Here is a 17879-nt window from a genome sequence, read left to right on the forward strand (position 1 = left end):
CTTTGAGCTTGCCTATGGAAGTTCCCCTGATTGACTGTGACCCCAGGACCCGCAGCGATGCAGAAGTTGCCCGAGATATTGACAGGGCGCTGCGGGATGTCGGTTTTATGGCTGTGCGCAACCTCGGTGTCACCCCGCAGCGCATTGAGGAGGTTTTCGGCACCGCAAGACGTTTCTTTGATGGCGCTGAGGAGGAAAAACGACGCTGTGCCTATGTCGCGGCGCGGGAGAATTTCGGCTATCAGGGTCTCGGACAGGAAAGTCTGGATCCCGATCGCCCCGGGGATCTCAAAGAGACCTTTACCATGCGCAATCTGCTATCGGAGCAGGTTGCGACGGAGCGCTGGCCTGATGACGAGTTTCGCGCATCGATCTCGACATTTTTTGCTGATGCCCTGGCCGCGGCGCAGCGCCTCCAGCGTTTGCTTGCTCTGGCCCTGAGTATGCCCTCGGAGTTTTTTGTCGATCGGCATAACGGCGAAAACATCACCCTTCGCTTGCTCCACTACCCCCCGGTGCTGAGGTCGGTCATCGATCCCGAGCAGATGGGGGCGGGCGCCCATACGGACTATGGCATGCTCACCCTACTGTTCCAGGACGCCGTCGGTGGATTACAGGTGCAGTCGGAGAAGGGTGCCTGGCACGATGTGCCGCCCCGGCCCGACGCTATTGTCATCAATTCGGGGGATCTTCTTGAGCGTTGGAGCAACGGCCGCTATCGCTCAACCTGCCATCGTGTACTGCCCCGGGAGCAGGGCGTGGAGCGTTACTCAATCGCGCTTTTCGTGGATCCCGATAGCGATACCCGCGTGGAGGTGCTTCCATCGTGTATCCCCGCCGGTGGCGCTGCGGTATATCCGCCCGTTAGCGCCGGCGAGCATCTGCAGGCAAAGATAGAGGCAACGCATCGTGCCTGATCCCGCACTTCCCGCAACCCGGGCGGGCCTGTTCTCACACCCGGGGCTTCTCATGGCCGGGGCGGCGGCGTTTGGCATGTCGACGCTGTTCAGCGCGCTCAAACCGGTTCTGGTGACGCGGTTTCTTGAGGAAACCAGCTGGGGTGCGGGGATGGCGGCTGTCGTGGTGGCCGTGCCCTTTCTGGGCATTGCACTGTCATCGCTGTTGTTTTTTCTGAGACCTCCGCGGGCGAGTGTCCGACGCCTGGCGCTGACCTTCGGGACGGCCCTGGTGGTTCTCGAATTGCTTAGCGCCATACTCTTTGAGAAGCAGCTGCTGTTGCTGGGTCTTCAGTTCGTCGCGGGTTTCTGCGTGGGCGCGCTGATGGCCGCGACATCGCGTTTGGTGGCCGTCAGCGCTGCGCCGGATGAGAGCTTCGGGTTTATCGATATGTCTGCCGTCGCACTTATGTCGGTCATGGTGGCTGGCGCGGGGGCGGCGGTAGCTGCGGCGGGGATCAAGGGTGGCTATGGTTTCGCGGCCGTTGTGGCGCTCATTTACGCAGGGATCATAGCCAGCTATCGCGAAACCCCTGCGCTCATGTCCCACCACGATCATGCACTGCCATCCCTTGACCTGTCTTTGCGTCCTGTGATGGTGGTGTCCATGGGCATGCTCTTTGTGACCTGCAGCGGTCTGGGCTTTGCTTTTATGTTCAGCCTGGCCGCGCGTCTGGGCATGGGCTATGAGGAGGCGGGGTCGCAAATCGGCGTGTTACTGCTGCTATCGGCGCTCGCCTGCCAACTCGGGGGCTGGTGTAGCGGACGTTTCGGCCCGCGGTATCCATTATTAGGCGCTTTCCTCGCCTGCGCCGGCGGTTGGTGGATCGTGGTTCATGCCCAGAGCCCCGGCCTATTCATGCTGGGTCTGGTTCCCGCGGTATTCGCCCTGCAATTCAACTTTCCCATTCTCCTGGCGTTGGCGGGCTCTTTGGATGAGCACGGCCGCTGGGCCGGCATTGCTGCGCCCCTTATCACCAGTGGTTTTGCCTGGGCCGCTATTGTCGCGGGACAGGTGGTGCAACTCCGTGGCCTCGACGCCCTCGCCGGTGCAACGGCCCTGGGAATGATGCTTTGCGCCATGTTGCTGTGGCCCGCAACGAACCGCTCCTTGCCTGCGATACCTGCCGCAGCAGTGGAATGATTACTGCTCCTCGTGCGCTGTTTCCAGCAGCGCCGCGATGGCGGCCAGTTTGTGATCCTGCCAGCGCTCACCGATAAGGGAAACACCGATCGGTAGATTTGCCAGCTGGCCAAGAGGCAGCGTGATGTGGGGGTTGCCGGCGACCGCCGCCTGGCCGGCCATGCCCGGACCAAAAAACGCATCGCCATTGACCCAGTCGATCATCCATGCGGGCCCGACGGTGATTCCCAGCAGAGCGTCCAGCGCATGTTCTCCAAAAAGCTTGTCCAGACCGTCCTCGCGCATGGCTTTCTGGGTTGCTTTGCGCTTCCGCCGGTATTCCTCTTCCGAATCCGGCAGGCTTTGCGCCTTGAGGAAAATGGATTGATCAAAGTACTTGAGCTCGTCCTCGGCATGTTCCTCATTAAAGGCGATGAGCGATGCGAGGGTCATACTGCTCAAGGCATTGGGCAAGCCCGCAAGATAAGCGTTCAAATCGCGACGAAATTCATAAAGCAGCACGTCGTAGGAGTCCTGGCCGTAGCCCTCGTAGGGTTCTATGTCCAATCCGGGAATGAGGGTGGCACCCTTGCTCTTCAGTAGCGCCAGAACGCGATCCAGCTCTGCGTCCCGCCGGGGGTCGTAGTTCTGAGTGCGGGCGAAAATGCCGATGCGCAGACCTTCCAGTGATGAAACGGCGTCCAGCGTCATGAGCCCCTTGCGGATGCTCCTGCTGTTCTCGGCCTGAGGGTCACTCATGACCGCCAGGGTGCGTGCGGCCAGGGGTACGCTGTTGGCAATGGGCCCCGCTGTGTCCTGGGTGCTTGCCAGAGGAACGATGCCCTCGCCCGACACCAAGCCCTGCGTGGGTTTAAAGCCCACAACGCCGTTGATGGAGGCGGGGCAGACAATGGACCCTGAGGTCTCGGTGCCAATGGCAACATCCACATATCCCAGGGCAACGGCGACGGCAGAGCCGGAGCTTGAACCGCAGGGAGTGCGCGCGGGGTCAATGGCGTTGCGGGTCTGGCCGCCGACACCGCTCCAGCCAGAACTGGAAAATTCCGAGCGGAAATTTGCCCACTCGCTGAGGTTGGCCTTCCCCAGAATGACCGCACCCCCTTGGCGCAGCTGCGCAACGAGGGGGGCATCCCGACCCGTGCGGTTCTCTGCCAGCGCTAAAGACCCCGCGGTGGTTGCCTGCCCTTTTGATTCGATGTTGTCTTTGAGCAAAATAGGCTCACCGTGGAGAGGGCCCGGCGCTCTGCGCTGAAGATCCAGACTGCGAGCCACTGCCTGCGCCTCGGGGTCCAGGGCAATGACTGCCCTGTATTGCGCATCACGGTTTTTAATGTCGGCAATGACGGCGGTGATACGTGTCAGCACCGGTGTGGCGTCCTGGGCAGCAAACACCACAGGCAAAGCTGACAGGGTGAGCATGCCGCTGGCGAAGACGCCCAGTAATCCACGGGTGTTTATGCTTTTCATGATTTGGAAAGTCCTAGGCTAAGTCCATCGATGCCGTACGGGAAAACTACGGGTCTTCCGCTACTTTAATCCCGTCTCGCCTGCTGATTCAAATGACGTTGCATGAGTTCAGCGCTTTATGCAGAGTACAGAGTCTAGATGGGCAGGGGAATGAACACCGAGGTCGCCGTGTGAACGACCTTGGTGACTCTGCGATCGCCGGCGTCCCCGGCGATACGGGACATCATGTCCTGGAGGGCGATGAGTTTTCCAAAAACCCGCTCGAAGCTGAGGTTATCGATACGGCCCTGATATTCACTGGATATGAGGAATGGCGCGCCGGTGCTCTGCCGGTTGTTTTTCAGTCGCCAGAGGAGAATCTCAATGTTCCTGGCACTGGTGCTGAGAGCCCGGGAATCCAGAGAGTCGAAGAGAAACGATTCCGTGTTGTAGCCATAGGCCCGTCGCAGCATGCCGCCCAGGCCCACAATAAGCGCAAAGACGCGGTCCCCATGGAAAGACTCCTGGAACACGAGCTCCAATGCTGCAATCTCCTGGGCGTAGCCAAGCTCCTCAAATGCCAGGGGGCCGGGCGTATCCCGTAGCTGCCGTAGACGATCATCGGCGGTGCTCAAGGCCCCGCGGCGAAGCTGATCCGGATTGCGCGCGTAGAACTTAGCCATAAGCTCCCGCACCAACAGCCTTGTCTCGGTGATGAATTCATCGGTGACGAGGTCAATGTCGGACTTTACAAGGTTCTTTACTTCGTAGCCGCCGCAGCCCCCGAGCATTGAGCCGAAGAGCAGGGCGACAAACGGCCGGCGACCCAGGGTCGTCACGGCGGACCTCAGGAAGCCTGACGGATCTGCGCTGCCATCTGCTCCAGGGCTTGAAACGCGGCAACAGGATTATCCCGCTTGAGTTCCAGGAGGCCCATTTCCGGACCGATACCCACGGCGATCTCCGGTTCACCTTTTTCAAAACCGTCGATGATAACGTCAGCGCAGTCGTCGACATTCATGCCGCCGGCGATGTCATCGTCGGTTGTGCCCGTGGGTTTGCCGTCGCCCGCCAATGCATTTTTGGAGACGTTGGTGCGAATGAATCCCGGTGTGATGGTGGTCACCTGCAGACCGTCGCTGGCGACTTCCGTGCGCAGGGCATCAAAGAAACCCATGACCGCATGTTTTGCGGCACAGTAGCCCGTGCGCAGGGGGGCACCCACCTTGCCGGCGACACTGGCGGTAACGGCAATGTGCCCCTCACCTCGGGCAATCATAGCGGGCAGGGCGGCCTGGGTCAGGGCAATCTGTCCCAGTACATTGATGTCCATCATCTGCCGATAGACCTCGAAGTCCGTATCCACGCAGAGGGAACGTTGGGACACGCCTGCATTGTTGATCAGCAGGTCGATCTTTCCGAAATGTGCGAGCACCTGCTGCGCAGCGGCTTCCATAGTGTCGTATCGGGATACGTCCAGGGGCAATACGATCACGTCGCCTGCGCCTGCATTGCGGCAAAGGGTGGCTACCCGCTGAAGCTCCGACTCGTTACGGGCTGACAGTACCAGGTGGCTGCCGCGCGCTGCCATGCGCTCTGCAAGCGCCTCACCAATACCGGAGGAGGCGCCGGTAATCCACACCACTTTGCCGTTGAATTGAAAGCCTGGGTACATGAATACTCTCCAAAAAAGGTCAGCACGAAGGATAACGTGAAAACCAGAGACCGAGGAGTTATATGTCCCGGGAGCGTAGACCTGCATAAAAACAAGGGGTACCGTTAAATCTGCCCTCAAGCGTTAAGCGGGGCAAGCAAACTTCTTCCACTGAATAGCCGAGTTTTTCTATGCCAGCACCTAATAGTATTAAAGACTGCATGCGCAGAAACCCCTTAACAATCAACAGTCGTGCAAACCTCGTACAGGCCGTTGAGACTCTGGTCGAATATAAGCTGACAGGCGTTACCGTCGTGGACGACGATGGCAACCCCGTAGGCGTGCTGTCGGAACTGGATTGCATAAAGTCGGTGTTGGCTGCGATTTATAACGACGGTGATCCGGAGCACTCCCTGGTGCAGGACGCGATGACCAGCAGTATCGTGAGTTGCACGCCGGGTGATTCAATTGTCGAGGTGGCTGCGGACATGCTCGCCACCCGCCAGCGTCGTCGCCCGGTTATTGAAAACGGACGCCTTGTGGGGCAGGTCAGTTCCAGTAACGTCCTCTGGGCCCTGATGGAGAATTCGCGTCGGCGGGTGCTCTCCAAAGACGCTTGAGAGACGGCTGAGAAAGTCCTCTCAGACTCAAAGCAGAAAAAAATGAAAATAAGGGGAATAAACCATTCCCCATCACCGTCACCTTAACAGTGGTGGAGTGAAACACCCTATCCGAGGAGGTGCCGGCGGGTATATTGGGAACGATAGTGATCCAACATAGGAGCGCATCGAGACTCCCGGCACCGACCTCACACTGCTTTCCTGCGACTTTTTCTTCCTCTTCCTCTTCCTCTTCCTCTTCCTCTTCCTCCTTTGCATCTCGCGTTGGCAACTCACTCATGCCCGGCTTTTAGCCGCGCAGCGCACATTGCCTTGTGAGTCACCTTCCAGTGAGGCCAAAGCATGGACGGCTTAGTAAAGCTTTGTCGGGTTAGGTATTGGGAGAACGTCCGCGGGGAGAAATGGAGGAACTGCGGAGAGAGGTGCGCCCGCGGGTAGAACCTCGCAGGTTTGCGGCGTTGGCAGCTGTTACCGCTGCCAGTTGTTGTTGATCATAGCGTTCTCGGCCTCGCGTCCCAGCGCGATGTCACCGGCATGCTGGGTGATGAAGCTGGCAACGGGGGCCGACTCGGCAGCACCGGCAGGGCGGTAGGCGTCCGCGGCTTCGAGATAGGATTCAAGGCCGGCTGCCTGAGTCACCCAGCGGCTGTCGTCACGACAGGCCACAGCGCGCCAATCGGACGCTCCGCCTCGCAGCAAATACTCTCGACACCAGCGGCCGTCTTCGTGGGGGAAGCTCAGCACAGGCTGTATTTCCCGGCCGTCCTCAAGTGCGGTCCAGCCATCGCCGGAGGGCACGCTGTCCAAAGCGGCGGACACAAAACCATCGTTACCCGGGAGGCGGCTCCCGGTGCCCTGATTGCCGGTGTTGGATATCAGGCTCAGGGCGATGGCACCGACAAACGATGCTGCAACGGCATACATCCAAAAGGGTTTCGTGGCGGCTGCAGTGCCGCCGATGTTTGCCGTGCGTCCTGGAAAGCTGAGAACGGTTGCGCTTTCGCCATAATGAGCGTCGTCGCCCTGGCTTGCACCGGCTAATAGCGCCTCCACGGTCTCGGGCACCTGATCGTGCTCCGCGAGGGCATCACGTAGGCGTTGGTTGAGCTCCTGCATACGTAGCAAGCCGGACTGGAGAGCAGTTTCCGAATGCAGCCGGGCTTCCAGCGCCCGGGATAGCTCTGGCGCAAGTTCACCATCGAGATACTGCGATAGCAACTCGATATCCCGCTCACTCAATGCCTGGTTCATGCCTGTGCCTTCCATGTTTCTGATGCTTCGTTGCGCTCATGGTTTCCATGAAGCGCTACTCTTTTCCCTTGGTCTTTCTTGCTTGCCTATCTTTTCTTTCTAATTCTTTTCTTTCTAATTTTTCTAAAGCCTAACTCTCTGACAATCTCTCAAACACGCTTTGTCAGCGTTCAAGCTCGTGAGCTAGTCGAGCGCCGGCAGTAGTTGCTTCCTCGCCCGGGCGATGCGACTCATGATGGTGCCAATGGGCACATCCAGAATCTCCGCCGCCTCGGCGTAGCTCTTACCCTCGACCGCTACCAGCGTCAGGGCCATTCTTTGCTCTTCGGGCAACTTGGCCATGGCCTCGTTAACCGCTGCCAGGCTTCGTTCCCCGGCGGATTGTGTCTCCGCTGAGGGCGAGAGTTCTCTCGCCTCGCCCGTCTGTGCAACGGTGTTGGCGTGGCGTGTTCGCACTTCCCGGGATCTCAGCTCGTCGATCCACAGGTTCTTGCATACCCGGTACGCCCAACGGGCGGTGTGAGCGTCGTCGGGAATGCCCCGTTCCAACAGCCGCTCCACAGTACACTGGAGCAAGTCGTCAGCATCCGCATCGCTGCCTGTCAAAGACAGGCAGAACCTTTTGAGGCCTTTCAGCTCCGCCATCAGTTCCTGGCGCTGCCGCTTGCCTAGTTGTCGATCACTGAGCGACGTCATTCATTCCCTGCTAGAATCTAAGACGCTTGCGAGTGCGCTTTATTCCCTGATTTCTTCCAGGGATTAAACAACGCGTTGAATCGTCAGTATAAAGAAGCGGGGGTCCGGCATACAGGCGTTCTGTGCTGCTCGGAGATGCCCCGTCCTGATTAGTGGTAACGCCATGATTTCATTAAATATTTTTTCAAATCTGCCGTTCTTCGAAAGACGAGATGGCGCCTTTGGGGACCACGGAAGCTCACTGCTTCCGGCGCCTGCCGGTGCCCCGAGAGCGATTTGTGGCAAAAATACCAATGTTCGCCGCAGACCCGGATTATGGGCGTTCCTTGCTGTGGGCCTATTGCCGTTGTCCCTCAATGTCTCTGCTCAGCTGCCCGTGGGAGGCTATCTCGGGCCCGACCCCGTGGAACAGGAGGTAGAGGAGCGTATCGAGCAGCAACTCGAGAAGCGCGTTGAGGACAATGTTGAAGAAAACATCGAAGATGTCGTCGAGATCGCCACTGAGCTGAATATTCAGGAAAACATCGAAGATAAAGTTGAAGAGACCATCGAGCAAACGGTCGATGCAAGCGTCGAGGGCACCATTGATGATGCGGTTGCCCAGACGGTGGAGGAACGCCTCGAGGAGTCCGTGGAGTCCTCCGTAGAGACAGGCGTCGCTGAGGCAGTAGAAAGTTCTGTGGAGGATGGTGTCGAAAGCAGCGTCGAAGAGGCGGTGGCTGCTACGGTAGAAGACAGTGTTGAAGAGGCCGTGGAAAATGAAGTCGTGGCCAGTGTCGAAGACAGCGTGGAAAATGCCGTCGAGAGCAGCGTAGAGAGCAGTGTAGAAAGCAGCGTAGAAAGTGCAGTGGAAGAGAGCGTTGAGGCTTCCGTTGAAGAAACCGTAGCGTCATCCGTAGAGGAGTCGGTGGCCGAAACCGTGGAAGCCGTGATTGAGGAGTCCGTCGCGGACACGGTGGCTGCTAATGTCGAGGACAATGTTGCGAGCGCTGTGGAGAGCTCCGTCGAGAGCTCTGTCGAAAACACCGTTGAGGACTCCGTAGAAGCTGTGGTCGAATCCTCTGTGGAAGATGATGTGGAGCAGCGGGTCGTCCTTGCCATCGAAAGCCGTCTGGAAACAGAAATCGATGAGATCCTTGATAATCTTGAAAGCGATCTTGAGGTAGACGAAAGCCGCATCCTCAAAGAACAGTGGCTCGTGATGGCGGAGCCCGTGGTGTTCGATGAGCTTACGTCTCAGGGCTATCTGTTCGACACGGTGACGGAGTTGCCCGGTCTGGGGTTGAGGCTGGCCGAGGTGGCCGCGCCGTCAACCTTTGATATCACGCAGATCCGGGATGGGGTTCTTGATGTTGTCGGTAAAGACCGCGCGGAAGTGGATCTCAATCATATTTACACGGCGGGTGTCCCCGAGATGGTCGCTGGTAGCGGGGTCATGCCTCGCGCTGCCATGGCGTTCCCTGCGGACCTGGACGACATGGATCTCCGTGTCGGCATGATTGACAGCCGCGTAGATACCGCTCATCCGGCTTTGGCACAATCGAGAATCCACACACGTTCCTTCGCGCGCCCCGGCGCGGAGTCGCCGGACTTTCACGGCACGGCAATCGCTTCCATTATCGCGGCGAATTCCGCGGAGTATCAGGGCCTGGCGCCCATGGCGGAGGTTTACGCGGCCTCGGTCTTTGAACTCGATGGTAAACGCGGAGAAATCGCCAGCACCGTCAGTCTGATTCGTGCGCTCGATTGGCTCATCTCGTCGGGTGTTGATGTGGTCAACATCAGTCTTGCTGGTCCACCCAACCGACTGTTGGAGCGGGCCCTCGATCGCGCCTCGTCCCAGGACATGGTGGTTATGGCGGCGGCTGGTAACGGTGGCCCCGTGGCACGTCCCATGTATCCCGCCGCCTACGATAGCGTCGTAGCGGTGACGGCGGTGGATTCAGCACAGCAGGTGTTTCGTCTGGCAAATCGCGGGGATTACCTGGCGTTGGCGGCGCCCGGCGTGGATCTGCGTCACGCTCAGCCGGGAGGTGGCTATGCCGCATCATCGGGAACATCGTTTGCGGTACCTTTCGCGGTAACGGCGGCGGCACGCTTGAGTCGCCTGAGTCCCGAGTCCGATATCATCACCATGTTGCTCGAGAGTGCCATGGATCTCGGGCCTCCGGGGCGCGATACGATTTACGGCTACGGCCTCCTCACCCTGGGTGCTCTCTGACGAGTGCCCTGAGGCGTTTTTTGTTTTCCAGCGCAGCTCCTACCAACTGTACTGCAGGCGGGTACCGAGAATGGTCTGCGTGAAGTCGGCGCGGGGTAGGTTGGACACGTAGTCTCCGTAGCTCAGGTACCACTGCCAGTAGACCTTCTGGGTCAGGGGAATCTCCAGATCGAACTTCACACGGAACCGGTCGTCCTTCCGCGGCTCGCCGATGGTGGGCTCATCAAAGCGATAGTCACGGACCTCGTAGCGGAGCGCTGCCTCAGCTTTGATTTTGCGCTCTCCCGCTGTGAAACGACGGATGTAGCGCAACTTTAGGGAATGGGCATCAAAATCCAGTTCATCGGCGATAGCGTCCTCGTCCCTGTACCGATAACCCAGATTAAAGTAGCTGCGTAAGCCGCGATGGAAGTAGTACAGGTCCAGTTCGCCGGTCTGGGTTTCTGCGTTGCGCTGGGAGCGGTTGTCGATCTCCCGCTCGGAGTACACGTAAGCACCGCGACTAAACCAGCGTCGGGACAGGAACCCCGAGAGGGAGGGCGAGATCCGCGTGTATTTTAAAAAGGCATCGCCATCAAGACGCGAGTCGATATAGTAAACCGATAGAGAGGCATTGCTGCTCCCAAGATCGCTATTGAGATCAGCGCCGAGGATATGCGTCAGTCGGTCGACCTCGGAAAACTCCTGATAGGTGCTCTTGCTGACGTCGTAGTTGACGGACACTTCCGTGCGTTCACTGAACTCGTGTTTCAGTCCAAGCTCCAGATCAATGATTGCCGCGTAGTCACTCTGGCCGCTGGACAGGTCCACTTCGTCCACCGACACGTTGGTGTCGTATTCGCCGCCCACCCCCACTTCGGCGCTCCAGCGGGTTTTGCTGGCAGCGTTCTGGGCATCAGGATCCTGAGCGAGGGTGCCCACGGGCAGCCATGCGCACAGAATCGCTGCTACGAAAGCTGGGTGTCGGGTTGTACTCGCGGACACAGGGGGACTCAGAGGTAAAAAGGTCGGCGCAGACTAATCAAAGCACAGCGGTGGCTCAAGACTGCCAAAGGGTCGCTGTCTGTGTTTACGATCCGATGATAAACTCCGCGACTTTTCCCGTGGACACTCCTAAGGAGTTTTTGTGAGCGACGATCAGACACAGCAACACGACGATTGCATGCAGCGATTTATTGATTTGGCGAATACCATGAAGGACGAGGGCGTTCCCGTGAACGTCGTCTCATGGTCTCTTATGACGGCATCAGGCATTTATGCGACCTATTCGGTCACGGGCAACAGCGGAGGCCTCAATCCTTCCGGGGTCGATAAAGTGGCGGATGCCTATAAAAAGAATCTGACAAATATTCAGGCGCTGAAGAAAGCAGAGGACGAGCGAAAGCGGGCGGGTGAATAAGCAACGCTCATGCTTCTTCGAGCGTAATCGCATCGTCGTCCTTGGTCTGGCTCCCCTGGAGTCGCTGGAGCTGGCGAAGAAAGTGCTCGGGTGCCAATAGGGGGCTGAGCTGCGTGAGGGGTACGGGCTGACTGAACAAAAACCCCTGTATAACGCTCACGCCCTGACCCAGGAAAAACTCCAGGTCTTCCATGCGCTCAACGCCTTCAACCACGATCTCCAGTCCCAGACTTTTGGCCATGGCGATGATGGCTCTCACCAGTTCCACATCCTGGCTTCCCTTGGCCAGTCCAAGGACAAAGCTCCTATCGATCTTGAGCTCATCGAGGGGGAAGCGGGTCAGATAGCTCAAGGACGAATATCCCGTCCCGAAATCATCGATGGAAAGGCGTATCCCCAGATCCTTAAGATTCTGCACCATGGATACAACGCTTTCCTGATTGCTCACCATAATGCCTTCGGTCAGCTCGACTTCCAGGGACTCCGGCGGCAAACCTGAGTCCTGCAGCGCCGAGCTCACCGTGGCGACAAATTCGTCGTGAAACTGCAGCGCGGAAACGTTGACTGATACCTTGGGCAAGCTGTGACCCTGAGCCCGGAGTTCCACGAGATCAGCACAGGCCCGGCGCAGGACCCACTCACCTACGTCTTCGATGAGGCCCATTTCTTCGGCGATGGGTATCCACTTGAATGGCGGAATAAGGCCCTGCTTGGGATGGTTCCAGCGTACCAGGGATTCCGCGCCCGTGACCCTGCCGTCCAGGGCGTCGACCTGGGGCTGGTAGTGCAGCAACAGTTGATCCAGCTCCACAGCCCGTCGCAGATCATTCTCAAGCTGGAGGCGCTCTCGGTTGGCGCTTTCCATGGAATCGTCATAGATCACCACGCGATTTCGCCCGCGTTTCTTGGCATTGACCATGGCCGTGTTTGCCGCGCGGAGGAGGGTTTCCACATCCGCGGCATGATCCGGTGCCAGGGCAATGCCTATGCTGGAGGAGACAATGACCTCCTGGCGATCTATGAGATAGGGCTCCGCGATGGAACTGGCAAGACGGTCGGCGACGCGCTTTGCCATATCGATACTTTCGATGTGGTTGAGCACGACGGTGAACTCATCACCGCCGAGGCGTGAGAGATCCATGAGAGAGCTCTCATCGTCGGTACCTCGGTGGAGGACATCGCTGTCGCGCACACCCGCAGCCAGTCGCTCGGACACCTCACGGAGTAACTGATCTCCGGCGGTCGCACCCAGGGAGTCATTGATGCGCTTGAAATTGTCGATATCCACATGCAGGAGACCGACGTTCTGGTTGCCTCGCTGGGCCAGGCGAAGGAGGAGGGTGAGCTGCTCCGTAAACAATTTGCGGTTGGGTAAGGAGGTCAGGTTGTCAAAGTACGCGGCGTGGCGCAGCTTGCTGCGTGTTTCCGTTACCTTTTGCTCCGCAGAATCCAGTTCCTCCTTCCGCCGGCTGAGCTGCTCCGTACGCTCGTCGACTTTCATACTCAGCATTTTTCGGTCTGTATCCATTTGCCGGGTATAGCTGTGGAGGCCTGTGATGATGCCGTTGAGCACTTCAGCAATATCACGCACCTCACCGCTGCCGCGGATGCGCAGGGGCTCGGTTTGTTTGCCCGATGCTATGTCGTCGGCTACCTGCGCAAGCATGCCCAGGGGCGCGGTAATGCGCCGGGTGATGCTTCGCGTCAGGAGCCAGAAGAGAAACAGAACCACCAAACCAATACCGGAGGAGAGCGCTACCGTGGGAAGTGTCAGGCTCCACAGAGCGGTGCTGCTGATTTCTACATCAAGATAAGCGATGACGTAAACGCTGCTGACGAGCTCCGGATAGGCGAGGGCTGCGGCGAAATCCTCGCGGCCCAGCCCTTTTTTCGTCGGGTCAACCACTGAGATGATGGGTAGGGTGAGGGAAGTGGTTTTTTCCCCCAGGGTTAGCTTGCTGAGTAGCTCGAGATCTTCGGGAACAGCGCCGCCGGAGGTGGTGTAAATCCCCCGGTCCACGGGAGACAGATCCTTGCGCATATCAATGAACCGCGGAAGGGCGTCGCCCTCGGCCCAGGAATAACTCTCTTCGCCGATGACCTCACCCTGACCGTCAAACAGCACGGCCCGTTTTACCGCCGGAGAGAGCGCGAGAAACTCTTCCAGGGTGCTCTTAACTTCCGCGGATTCGCGATAATAGCTGGTGAGCTGAAGGTGGGGCTGACTGCCTACCAGACTCGACACGGAGAGGATGAGAGCGTCACGCTGGTAACTGTAATCCCGCTGCCCCACGAATGCGGTGAGCACAAGGCCGGCGAGGACAGCCAGCAGGGCAATCAGTACATTAATCTTTGATGCAATGCTCACAACAAAGGGATCTGTCTGCGCGCTGCACATGGCGGTGTGAATGGCGGTGTGAATAGCGCTGCAATCTGCGCTGCAAATGGCGCTGCGTATGGAGATGTAAACAGAGCTGCTGACAGTAGTGGTGTAAGCATGTTGAACCCCAAGTCCCGGGACAGTTTATCGGGGGTAGTTAACGGGCTGAGCGTTCCGCAGACACTCGATACTCCCGTTAACATCGACGTTCTTCGGCATCGTCTAGCGGTCCCTGCGCTCGTGACAATGTTTAATGTTGTGAAGCTAACACGCAACGCAAGTGGTGGCTAGCGGCGATACGGGCAGCGGTCTAGGCGTTTTTGACGACGTCGCGGCGGTATTCCAGCAGTGCTGCCGGAGCCAGGGGGCGTGAAAACAGAAAGCCCTGGCCCAGGCTGCAGCCATCGTTCACCAATATCGCCCGTTGCTCTTCCGTTTCCACACCCTCGGCAATCACCTCGAGATTAAGGGCGTTGCCCAGGGCGATAATGGTCTGCGCGATTGCCCGGTCATCAGGGTCGATGACGATGTCCCGGACAAAAGAGGCATCAATTTTCAAACGGTTCAGCGGGTATTGTTTCAGGTATGCCAGGGAAGAGTAACCGGTACCAAAATCATCTACGGAGATTGCGATGCCCAGTTTGCGGATGGCCTGCATAGCCTCAGCCGCCAGCTCCGGCTCGCTGAGAAGTACGCTTTCTGTGATCTCCAGTTCCAGTGCCTCGCCTCGGCAGGTCCCGGTCTTGATCATTCCCTCTATGAACTCAAGAAAGCCCTCGTGAAGTAGCTGTCGTCCCGACACGTTGACGGCAAAGCGGATTCCGGCGAGGCCGGCATCGGCGAGGCGTATCTGCTCGGCGCAGACTTTCTGGAGCACCCATTTGCCCAAGGCCAGTATCTGGCCGTTCTCTTCGGCTATGGGGATAAAGTGCTTCGGCGATATGGCGCCTTTTTCGGGGTGATCCCATCGAAGGAGCGCTTCTACGCCAATCAACGCGCCACTGTGCATGTCCACCTGAGGCTGATAAGCCACGTGGAACTCCTCACGCTCCAATGCACGGCGCATGTCAGATTCCAGAGACAGGCGGGCCAGCGCCCGCTCGGTCATATCCGGGGTGTAATGCATGAAGGTATTGCGGCCATTGCGCTTTGCCCGATACATGGCCGCGTCCGCATTACGCAGGAGCTCCTCCGTGGTCAATCCGTCGTCGGGACTCACACTGATCCCGATACTCGTGCCCACAGTCAGTGCCCGTTCTCCGATGATAATGGGCTGTTCAAAAGCCAGGAGTATTTTTTGAGCGACCTCTACGGCAATCACGCTGCTACCCACACCCTGGAGCACGATGGTAAATTCATCGCCCCCGAGTCTTGCGATGATATCGGCCTTGCGCACACAGTCACTGAGACGTCGTGAAACGGCACGGAGTACTTCATCGCCCAGACTGTGCCCCAGACTATCGTTGATGTCTTTGAAGTGGTCCAGGTCAAGAAAAAGCACGGCGAGGGACGCGGCCTGTTTATCGGGGTTCTGCAGGGCGTGATTCAGTTTATCGATGAGGTAAAGGCGATTGGGTAGGCCCGTCAGGGCGTCGTGATGGGCCAGGTGTTCCAGGGAGCGCTGTTGGTACCGGAGAGTTTCTTCTGCTCTTTTGTGTTCTGTGATGTCCCGGGCGATGCTCACCATGCCGCGAACCTTCCCCCGGGCGTCGCAAACGCATCAGTCTCGCGCTGAGGAGCCGCCGACTGCCGCTGGGATGATCAATCCACCGCTCTACGACTTTGCTGCCATCTTTGAGCACCGATTTTTCGGATTCACGGCGGATGTCCGCTTCTTCGGTATCAAAGAAGTCCTCGTCGGTTTTACCGACGATGTCCTCGGGAGTTCGGCCCAGAAATTCCGCATAGGCATTGTTGCAGCCCAGGTAGCATCCGTCGCTCCTGGCGTAGTCCTTGTAATATATGAGATCGGACGTTGCGTTAATCACGGAGCCGAGCAGCGCCAGATCCTCGAGGGCAATACGCTCCAACTCTTCCCGTCGAGACATTTGCTCCGCGAGATCCCGGTTGGTCTTTCTGAGCTCGGCGGTGCGTGTGGCTATGACTTCTTCCTGGCCACTCGCCTGTGCTTGCAAGGCGTCGAGCAGTGATTGGTTTTCTGCCGCGAGGGCAAGGCGAGCGAGGTAAGTCCGGTTCGTCGTTCGAGTCAAACCCAGCAGGATAAGGTAATAGGCCCAGTAGGCCACGAGGAGCCACCCCAGCGAATCGATGGACCGGAACAGCATGATACAGCCACTGATGAACACCGGTGGGGCCGAGTAAAGGATAAAGGTGGGAATATGCGGCCCCAGGGCGACGGATGCAGCGCTCAGGACGCCGAGCATCAGCATCCAGGGAGCTGCCAGGGCGGCCAGGTTGCTCCAGTCACTCACGGAGAGAAACATCAGACTCCAGGATGCTCCCACCATGACAGAGCTGGCGCTGAAGAGTCTCATCCAGCCTTGGTCACCGAATCGTTGGGGCGACCGACGGCGCTGGTACCAGATGGAATAACGGACCGCCACGGACCCTGTGAGTGTGGCAGCCCAGATGTTCAAGGCGGCGAGGTCTGATTGGTCTTTCAGCGCAAGCCAGAAAATCGCGACGACGAACAAAATGACTGCGCTGGACACCGGCGTTTGACGGTAAAGGTCCTCACAGACATGGGAGGTGACGTAATCGCCAGACGTGGAAAGCTGCGGAGCCGGCATGGTCGTTGATCAGCGACCGACACTGGTGTACTGGAGTCCCGCAGCTTCCATGAGGCCCCGTTCGTAAACGTTGCGAAGATCCACAAAGACATCCCCACGCATGGTGTCGCGGACGTCCCTGAGGTTGAGCCCGCGGTACTGATTCCACTCAGTCATCAAGACCACGGCATCTGCGTCCTTAAGGGCTTCCTCAATCGTGTCCGCGTATTCCATCGCCTCGGGAAGGAGAGGCCGGGCTTCGTCCATGCCCTCGGGATCGTGAGCGCAGATGGTGGCCCCGCGATCGATCAGTGCAGGCAGTATGGCGAGCGCTGGAGCATCGCGCATGTCATCGGTCTCGGGTTTAAAGGTCAGCCCGAGCACCGCAATCCGTTTGTCTGCCTCGGATCCTCCCAGGGCTTCGCGGATTTTTGACACCATGCGGGCCTTCTGCGAGGCGTTCACCTCGACCACGGCCTCGACAATTCGACTTCCGACGCCATATTCCTGGGCCATACGGTTGAGTGCCAGGGTGTCCTTCGGAAAGCAGGAGCCGCCGTAGCCGGGCCCCGCGTGGAGGAACTTGTTGCCGATGCGTTTATCCATGCCCATGCCTTTAGCCACGGCGTTCACATCGGCTCCGGTTTTCTCGCAGAGCTGACTCATCTCATTGATGAAGCTGATCTTCGTGGCAAGGAAGGCATTGGCCGCGTACTTGATTAACTCAGCGCTCTCCAAACCCGTGACCAGCAGGGGCGCCTCGATGAGGTTCAATGGACGGTAGAGTTCTCGGAGGCGCGCTTCGGCGCGCTCGGACTCCACACCCAGCACCACGCGGTCCGGGCGCAGAAAGTCACTGATGGCAGATCCCTCGCGGAGAAACTCGGGGTTGGATGCCACATCAAAGTCTGCGTCGGGATTTGTCTTGCTGATTACCCGTGCAACCTCGCGGGCCGTGCCCACGGGTACCGTGGACTTATCCACGATGACCGTATATCCCTGGAGGTTCTCTGCGATCTCCTGGGCAGCTGCGTAGACATATTTGAGATCCGCATGGCCGTCGCCGCGACGGGTGGGCGTGCCCACGGCGATAAAGGCCAGATCCGCTTTCGCAACGCTGCCCGCCACGTCCGTGGTAAAGGACAGACGGCCGGCGTCTGCATTCTTGCGCACCAGGTCTTCAAGCCCGGGTTCGTAGATGGGAATCTTGCCCTGGCGGAGCGCCGTGATCCGTTCTTCCTGTTTGTCTACACAGACCACACTCGCGCCAAATTCTGCAAAGCAGGCGCCGGATACCAGGCCCACATAGCCTGCGCCAATCATCACTACGTTCATTACGCTTGATTTCCTATGGGTAAGTCGGCAAAGGCTTTAGGTTATCCG

The 17879-nt window shown here is 58.5% G+C and carries 15 protein-coding genes; 5 read left to right on the top strand and 10 right to left on the bottom strand.

Annotated elements, in window-relative coordinates; genetic code table 11:
- Positions 1 to 14 precede the first annotated feature (14 nt).
- Positions 15 to 917 carry an isopenicillin N synthase family dioxygenase gene (locus tag KT71_RS07085; RefSeq protein WP_008296123.1) on the top strand — a complete coding sequence of 301 codons (903 nt, stop codon included), beginning with the start codon at positions 15 to 17 and terminating at the stop codon, positions 915 to 917.
- Entirely contained in the window at positions 910 to 2100 is a 1191-nt protein-coding gene (locus KT71_RS07090; protein ID WP_023659396.1) for an MFS transporter, read from the top strand. Before KT71_RS07085 ends, KT71_RS07090 begins: the two co-directional genes overlap by 8 nt.
- On the opposite strand, the gene KT71_RS07095 is transcribed toward KT71_RS07090, so the two are convergent.
- From KT71_RS07095 to KT71_RS07105, 3 genes are all read right to left on the bottom strand, one after another.
- A complete protein-coding gene (locus KT71_RS07095; protein ID WP_008296121.1) occupies positions 2101 to 3567 on the bottom strand; it encodes an amidase family protein in 1467 nt (488 codons plus the stop codon).
- Between the two features lie 134 nt (positions 3568 to 3701).
- Positions 3702 to 4385: a hypothetical protein gene (locus KT71_RS07100; RefSeq protein ID WP_023659397.1), complete on the bottom strand. Its 684-nt coding sequence runs from the start codon at positions 4383 to 4385 to the stop codon at positions 3702 to 3704.
- 8 nt (positions 4386 to 4393) lie between these two features.
- The gene (locus KT71_RS07105; RefSeq protein WP_008296119.1) at positions 4394 to 5221 is read right to left on the bottom strand and encodes an SDR family oxidoreductase; all 828 of its coding nucleotides are present in this window, start codon (positions 5219 to 5221) and stop codon (positions 4394 to 4396) included.
- A 170-nt stretch (positions 5222 to 5391) separates the two neighbouring features.
- On the opposite strand from KT71_RS07105, the gene KT71_RS07110 reads away from it, so the two are divergent.
- Positions 5392 to 5820: a CBS domain-containing protein gene (locus KT71_RS07110; protein WP_023659398.1), complete on the top strand. Its 429-nt coding sequence runs from the start codon at positions 5392 to 5394 to the stop codon at positions 5818 to 5820.
- Positions 5821 to 6288: 468 nt separating this feature from the next.
- Here KT71_RS07110 and KT71_RS07115 read toward each other — a convergent pair whose 3' ends face one another.
- Positions 6289 to 7071 carry an anti-sigma factor family protein gene (locus tag KT71_RS07115; RefSeq protein WP_023659400.1) on the bottom strand — a complete coding sequence of 261 codons (783 nt, stop codon included), beginning with the start codon at positions 7069 to 7071 and terminating at the stop codon, positions 6289 to 6291.
- Positions 7072 to 7254: 183 nt separating this feature from the next.
- The gene (locus KT71_RS07120; RefSeq protein WP_008296116.1) at positions 7255 to 7767 is read right to left on the bottom strand and encodes an RNA polymerase sigma factor; all 513 of its coding nucleotides are present in this window, start codon (positions 7765 to 7767) and stop codon (positions 7255 to 7257) included.
- Between the two features lie 163 nt (positions 7768 to 7930).
- Here KT71_RS07120 and KT71_RS07125 point away from each other — a divergent pair, with 163 nt between their 5' ends.
- On the top strand, positions 7931 to 9988 hold the full coding sequence (locus KT71_RS07125) for a S8 family serine peptidase (RefSeq protein ID WP_023659401.1): 2058 nt from the start codon (positions 7931 to 7933) through the stop codon (positions 9986 to 9988).
- A 39-nt stretch (positions 9989 to 10027) separates the two neighbouring features.
- Here the strand turns inward: KT71_RS07125 and KT71_RS07130 are convergent, their stop codons facing one another.
- Entirely contained in the window at positions 10028 to 10972 is a 945-nt protein-coding gene (locus KT71_RS07130) for a surface lipoprotein assembly modifier (protein WP_023659402.1), read from the bottom strand.
- A 142-nt stretch (positions 10973 to 11114) separates the two neighbouring features.
- On the opposite strand from KT71_RS07130, the gene KT71_RS07135 reads away from it, so the two are divergent.
- Positions 11115 to 11387, top strand: a complete 273-nt coding sequence (locus tag KT71_RS07135; protein WP_023659403.1) for a hypothetical protein — start codon at positions 11115 to 11117, stop codon at positions 11385 to 11387.
- Positions 11388 to 11394: 7 nt separating this feature from the next.
- Here the strand turns inward: KT71_RS07135 and KT71_RS07140 are convergent, their stop codons facing one another.
- From KT71_RS07140 to KT71_RS07150, 4 genes are all read right to left on the bottom strand, one after another.
- A complete protein-coding gene (locus tag KT71_RS07140) occupies positions 11395 to 13755 on the bottom strand; it encodes a putative bifunctional diguanylate cyclase/phosphodiesterase (RefSeq protein WP_152025188.1) in 2361 nt (786 codons plus the stop codon).
- Between the two features lie 322 nt (positions 13756 to 14077).
- Positions 14078 to 15433, bottom strand: coding sequence for a putative bifunctional diguanylate cyclase/phosphodiesterase (locus KT71_RS07145; RefSeq protein WP_238549484.1), 1356 nt, complete (start codon positions 15431 to 15433; stop codon positions 14078 to 14080).
- Positions 15318 to 16517 carry a PAS domain-containing protein gene (locus KT71_RS21050; protein ID WP_051403802.1) on the bottom strand — a complete coding sequence of 400 codons (1200 nt, stop codon included), beginning with the start codon at positions 16515 to 16517 and terminating at the stop codon, positions 15318 to 15320. Before KT71_RS21050 ends, KT71_RS07145 begins: the two co-directional genes overlap by 116 nt.
- Positions 16518 to 16526: 9 nt before the next feature.
- Positions 16527 to 17831 carry a UDP-glucose dehydrogenase family protein gene (locus KT71_RS07150; RefSeq protein ID WP_008296109.1) on the bottom strand — a complete coding sequence of 435 codons (1305 nt, stop codon included), beginning with the start codon at positions 17829 to 17831 and terminating at the stop codon, positions 16527 to 16529.
- Positions 17832 to 17879: the final 48 nt, after the last annotated feature.

Source organism: Congregibacter litoralis KT71, assembly GCF_000153125.2.
Classification (GTDB): Bacteria; Pseudomonadota; Gammaproteobacteria; order Pseudomonadales; family Halieaceae; genus Congregibacter; species Congregibacter litoralis.

Excerpts from the sequence above, each read along its gene's own strand:
- KT71_RS07085 (WP_008296123.1), top strand. The coding sequence starts at position 15 with ATGGAAGTTCCCCTGATTGACTGTGACCCCAGGACCCGCAGCGATGCA.
- KT71_RS07105 (WP_008296119.1), bottom strand. The coding sequence starts at position 5,221 with ATGTACCCAGGCTTTCAATTCAACGGCAAAGTGGTGTGGATTACCGGC.
- KT71_RS07125 (WP_023659401.1), top strand. The coding sequence starts at position 7,931 with ATGATTTCATTAAATATTTTTTCAAATCTGCCGTTCTTCGAAAGACGA.
- KT71_RS07095 (WP_008296121.1), bottom strand. The coding sequence starts at position 3,567 with ATGAAAAGCATAAACACCCGTGGATTACTGGGCGTCTTCGCCAGCGGC.
- KT71_RS07115 (WP_023659400.1), bottom strand. The coding sequence starts at position 7,071 with ATGAACCAGGCATTGAGTGAGCGGGATATCGAGTTGCTATCGCAGTAT.
- KT71_RS07110 (WP_023659398.1), top strand. The coding sequence starts at position 5,392 with ATGCCAGCACCTAATAGTATTAAAGACTGCATGCGCAGAAACCCCTTA.
- KT71_RS07120 (WP_008296116.1), bottom strand. The coding sequence starts at position 7,767 with ATGACGTCGCTCAGTGATCGACAACTAGGCAAGCGGCAGCGCCAGGAA.
- KT71_RS07150 (WP_008296109.1), bottom strand. The coding sequence starts at position 17,831 with ATGAACGTAGTGATGATTGGCGCAGGCTATGTGGGCCTGGTATCCGGC.
- KT71_RS21050 (WP_051403802.1), bottom strand. The coding sequence starts at position 16,517 with ATGCCGGCTCCGCAGCTTTCCACGTCTGGCGATTACGTCACCTCCCAT.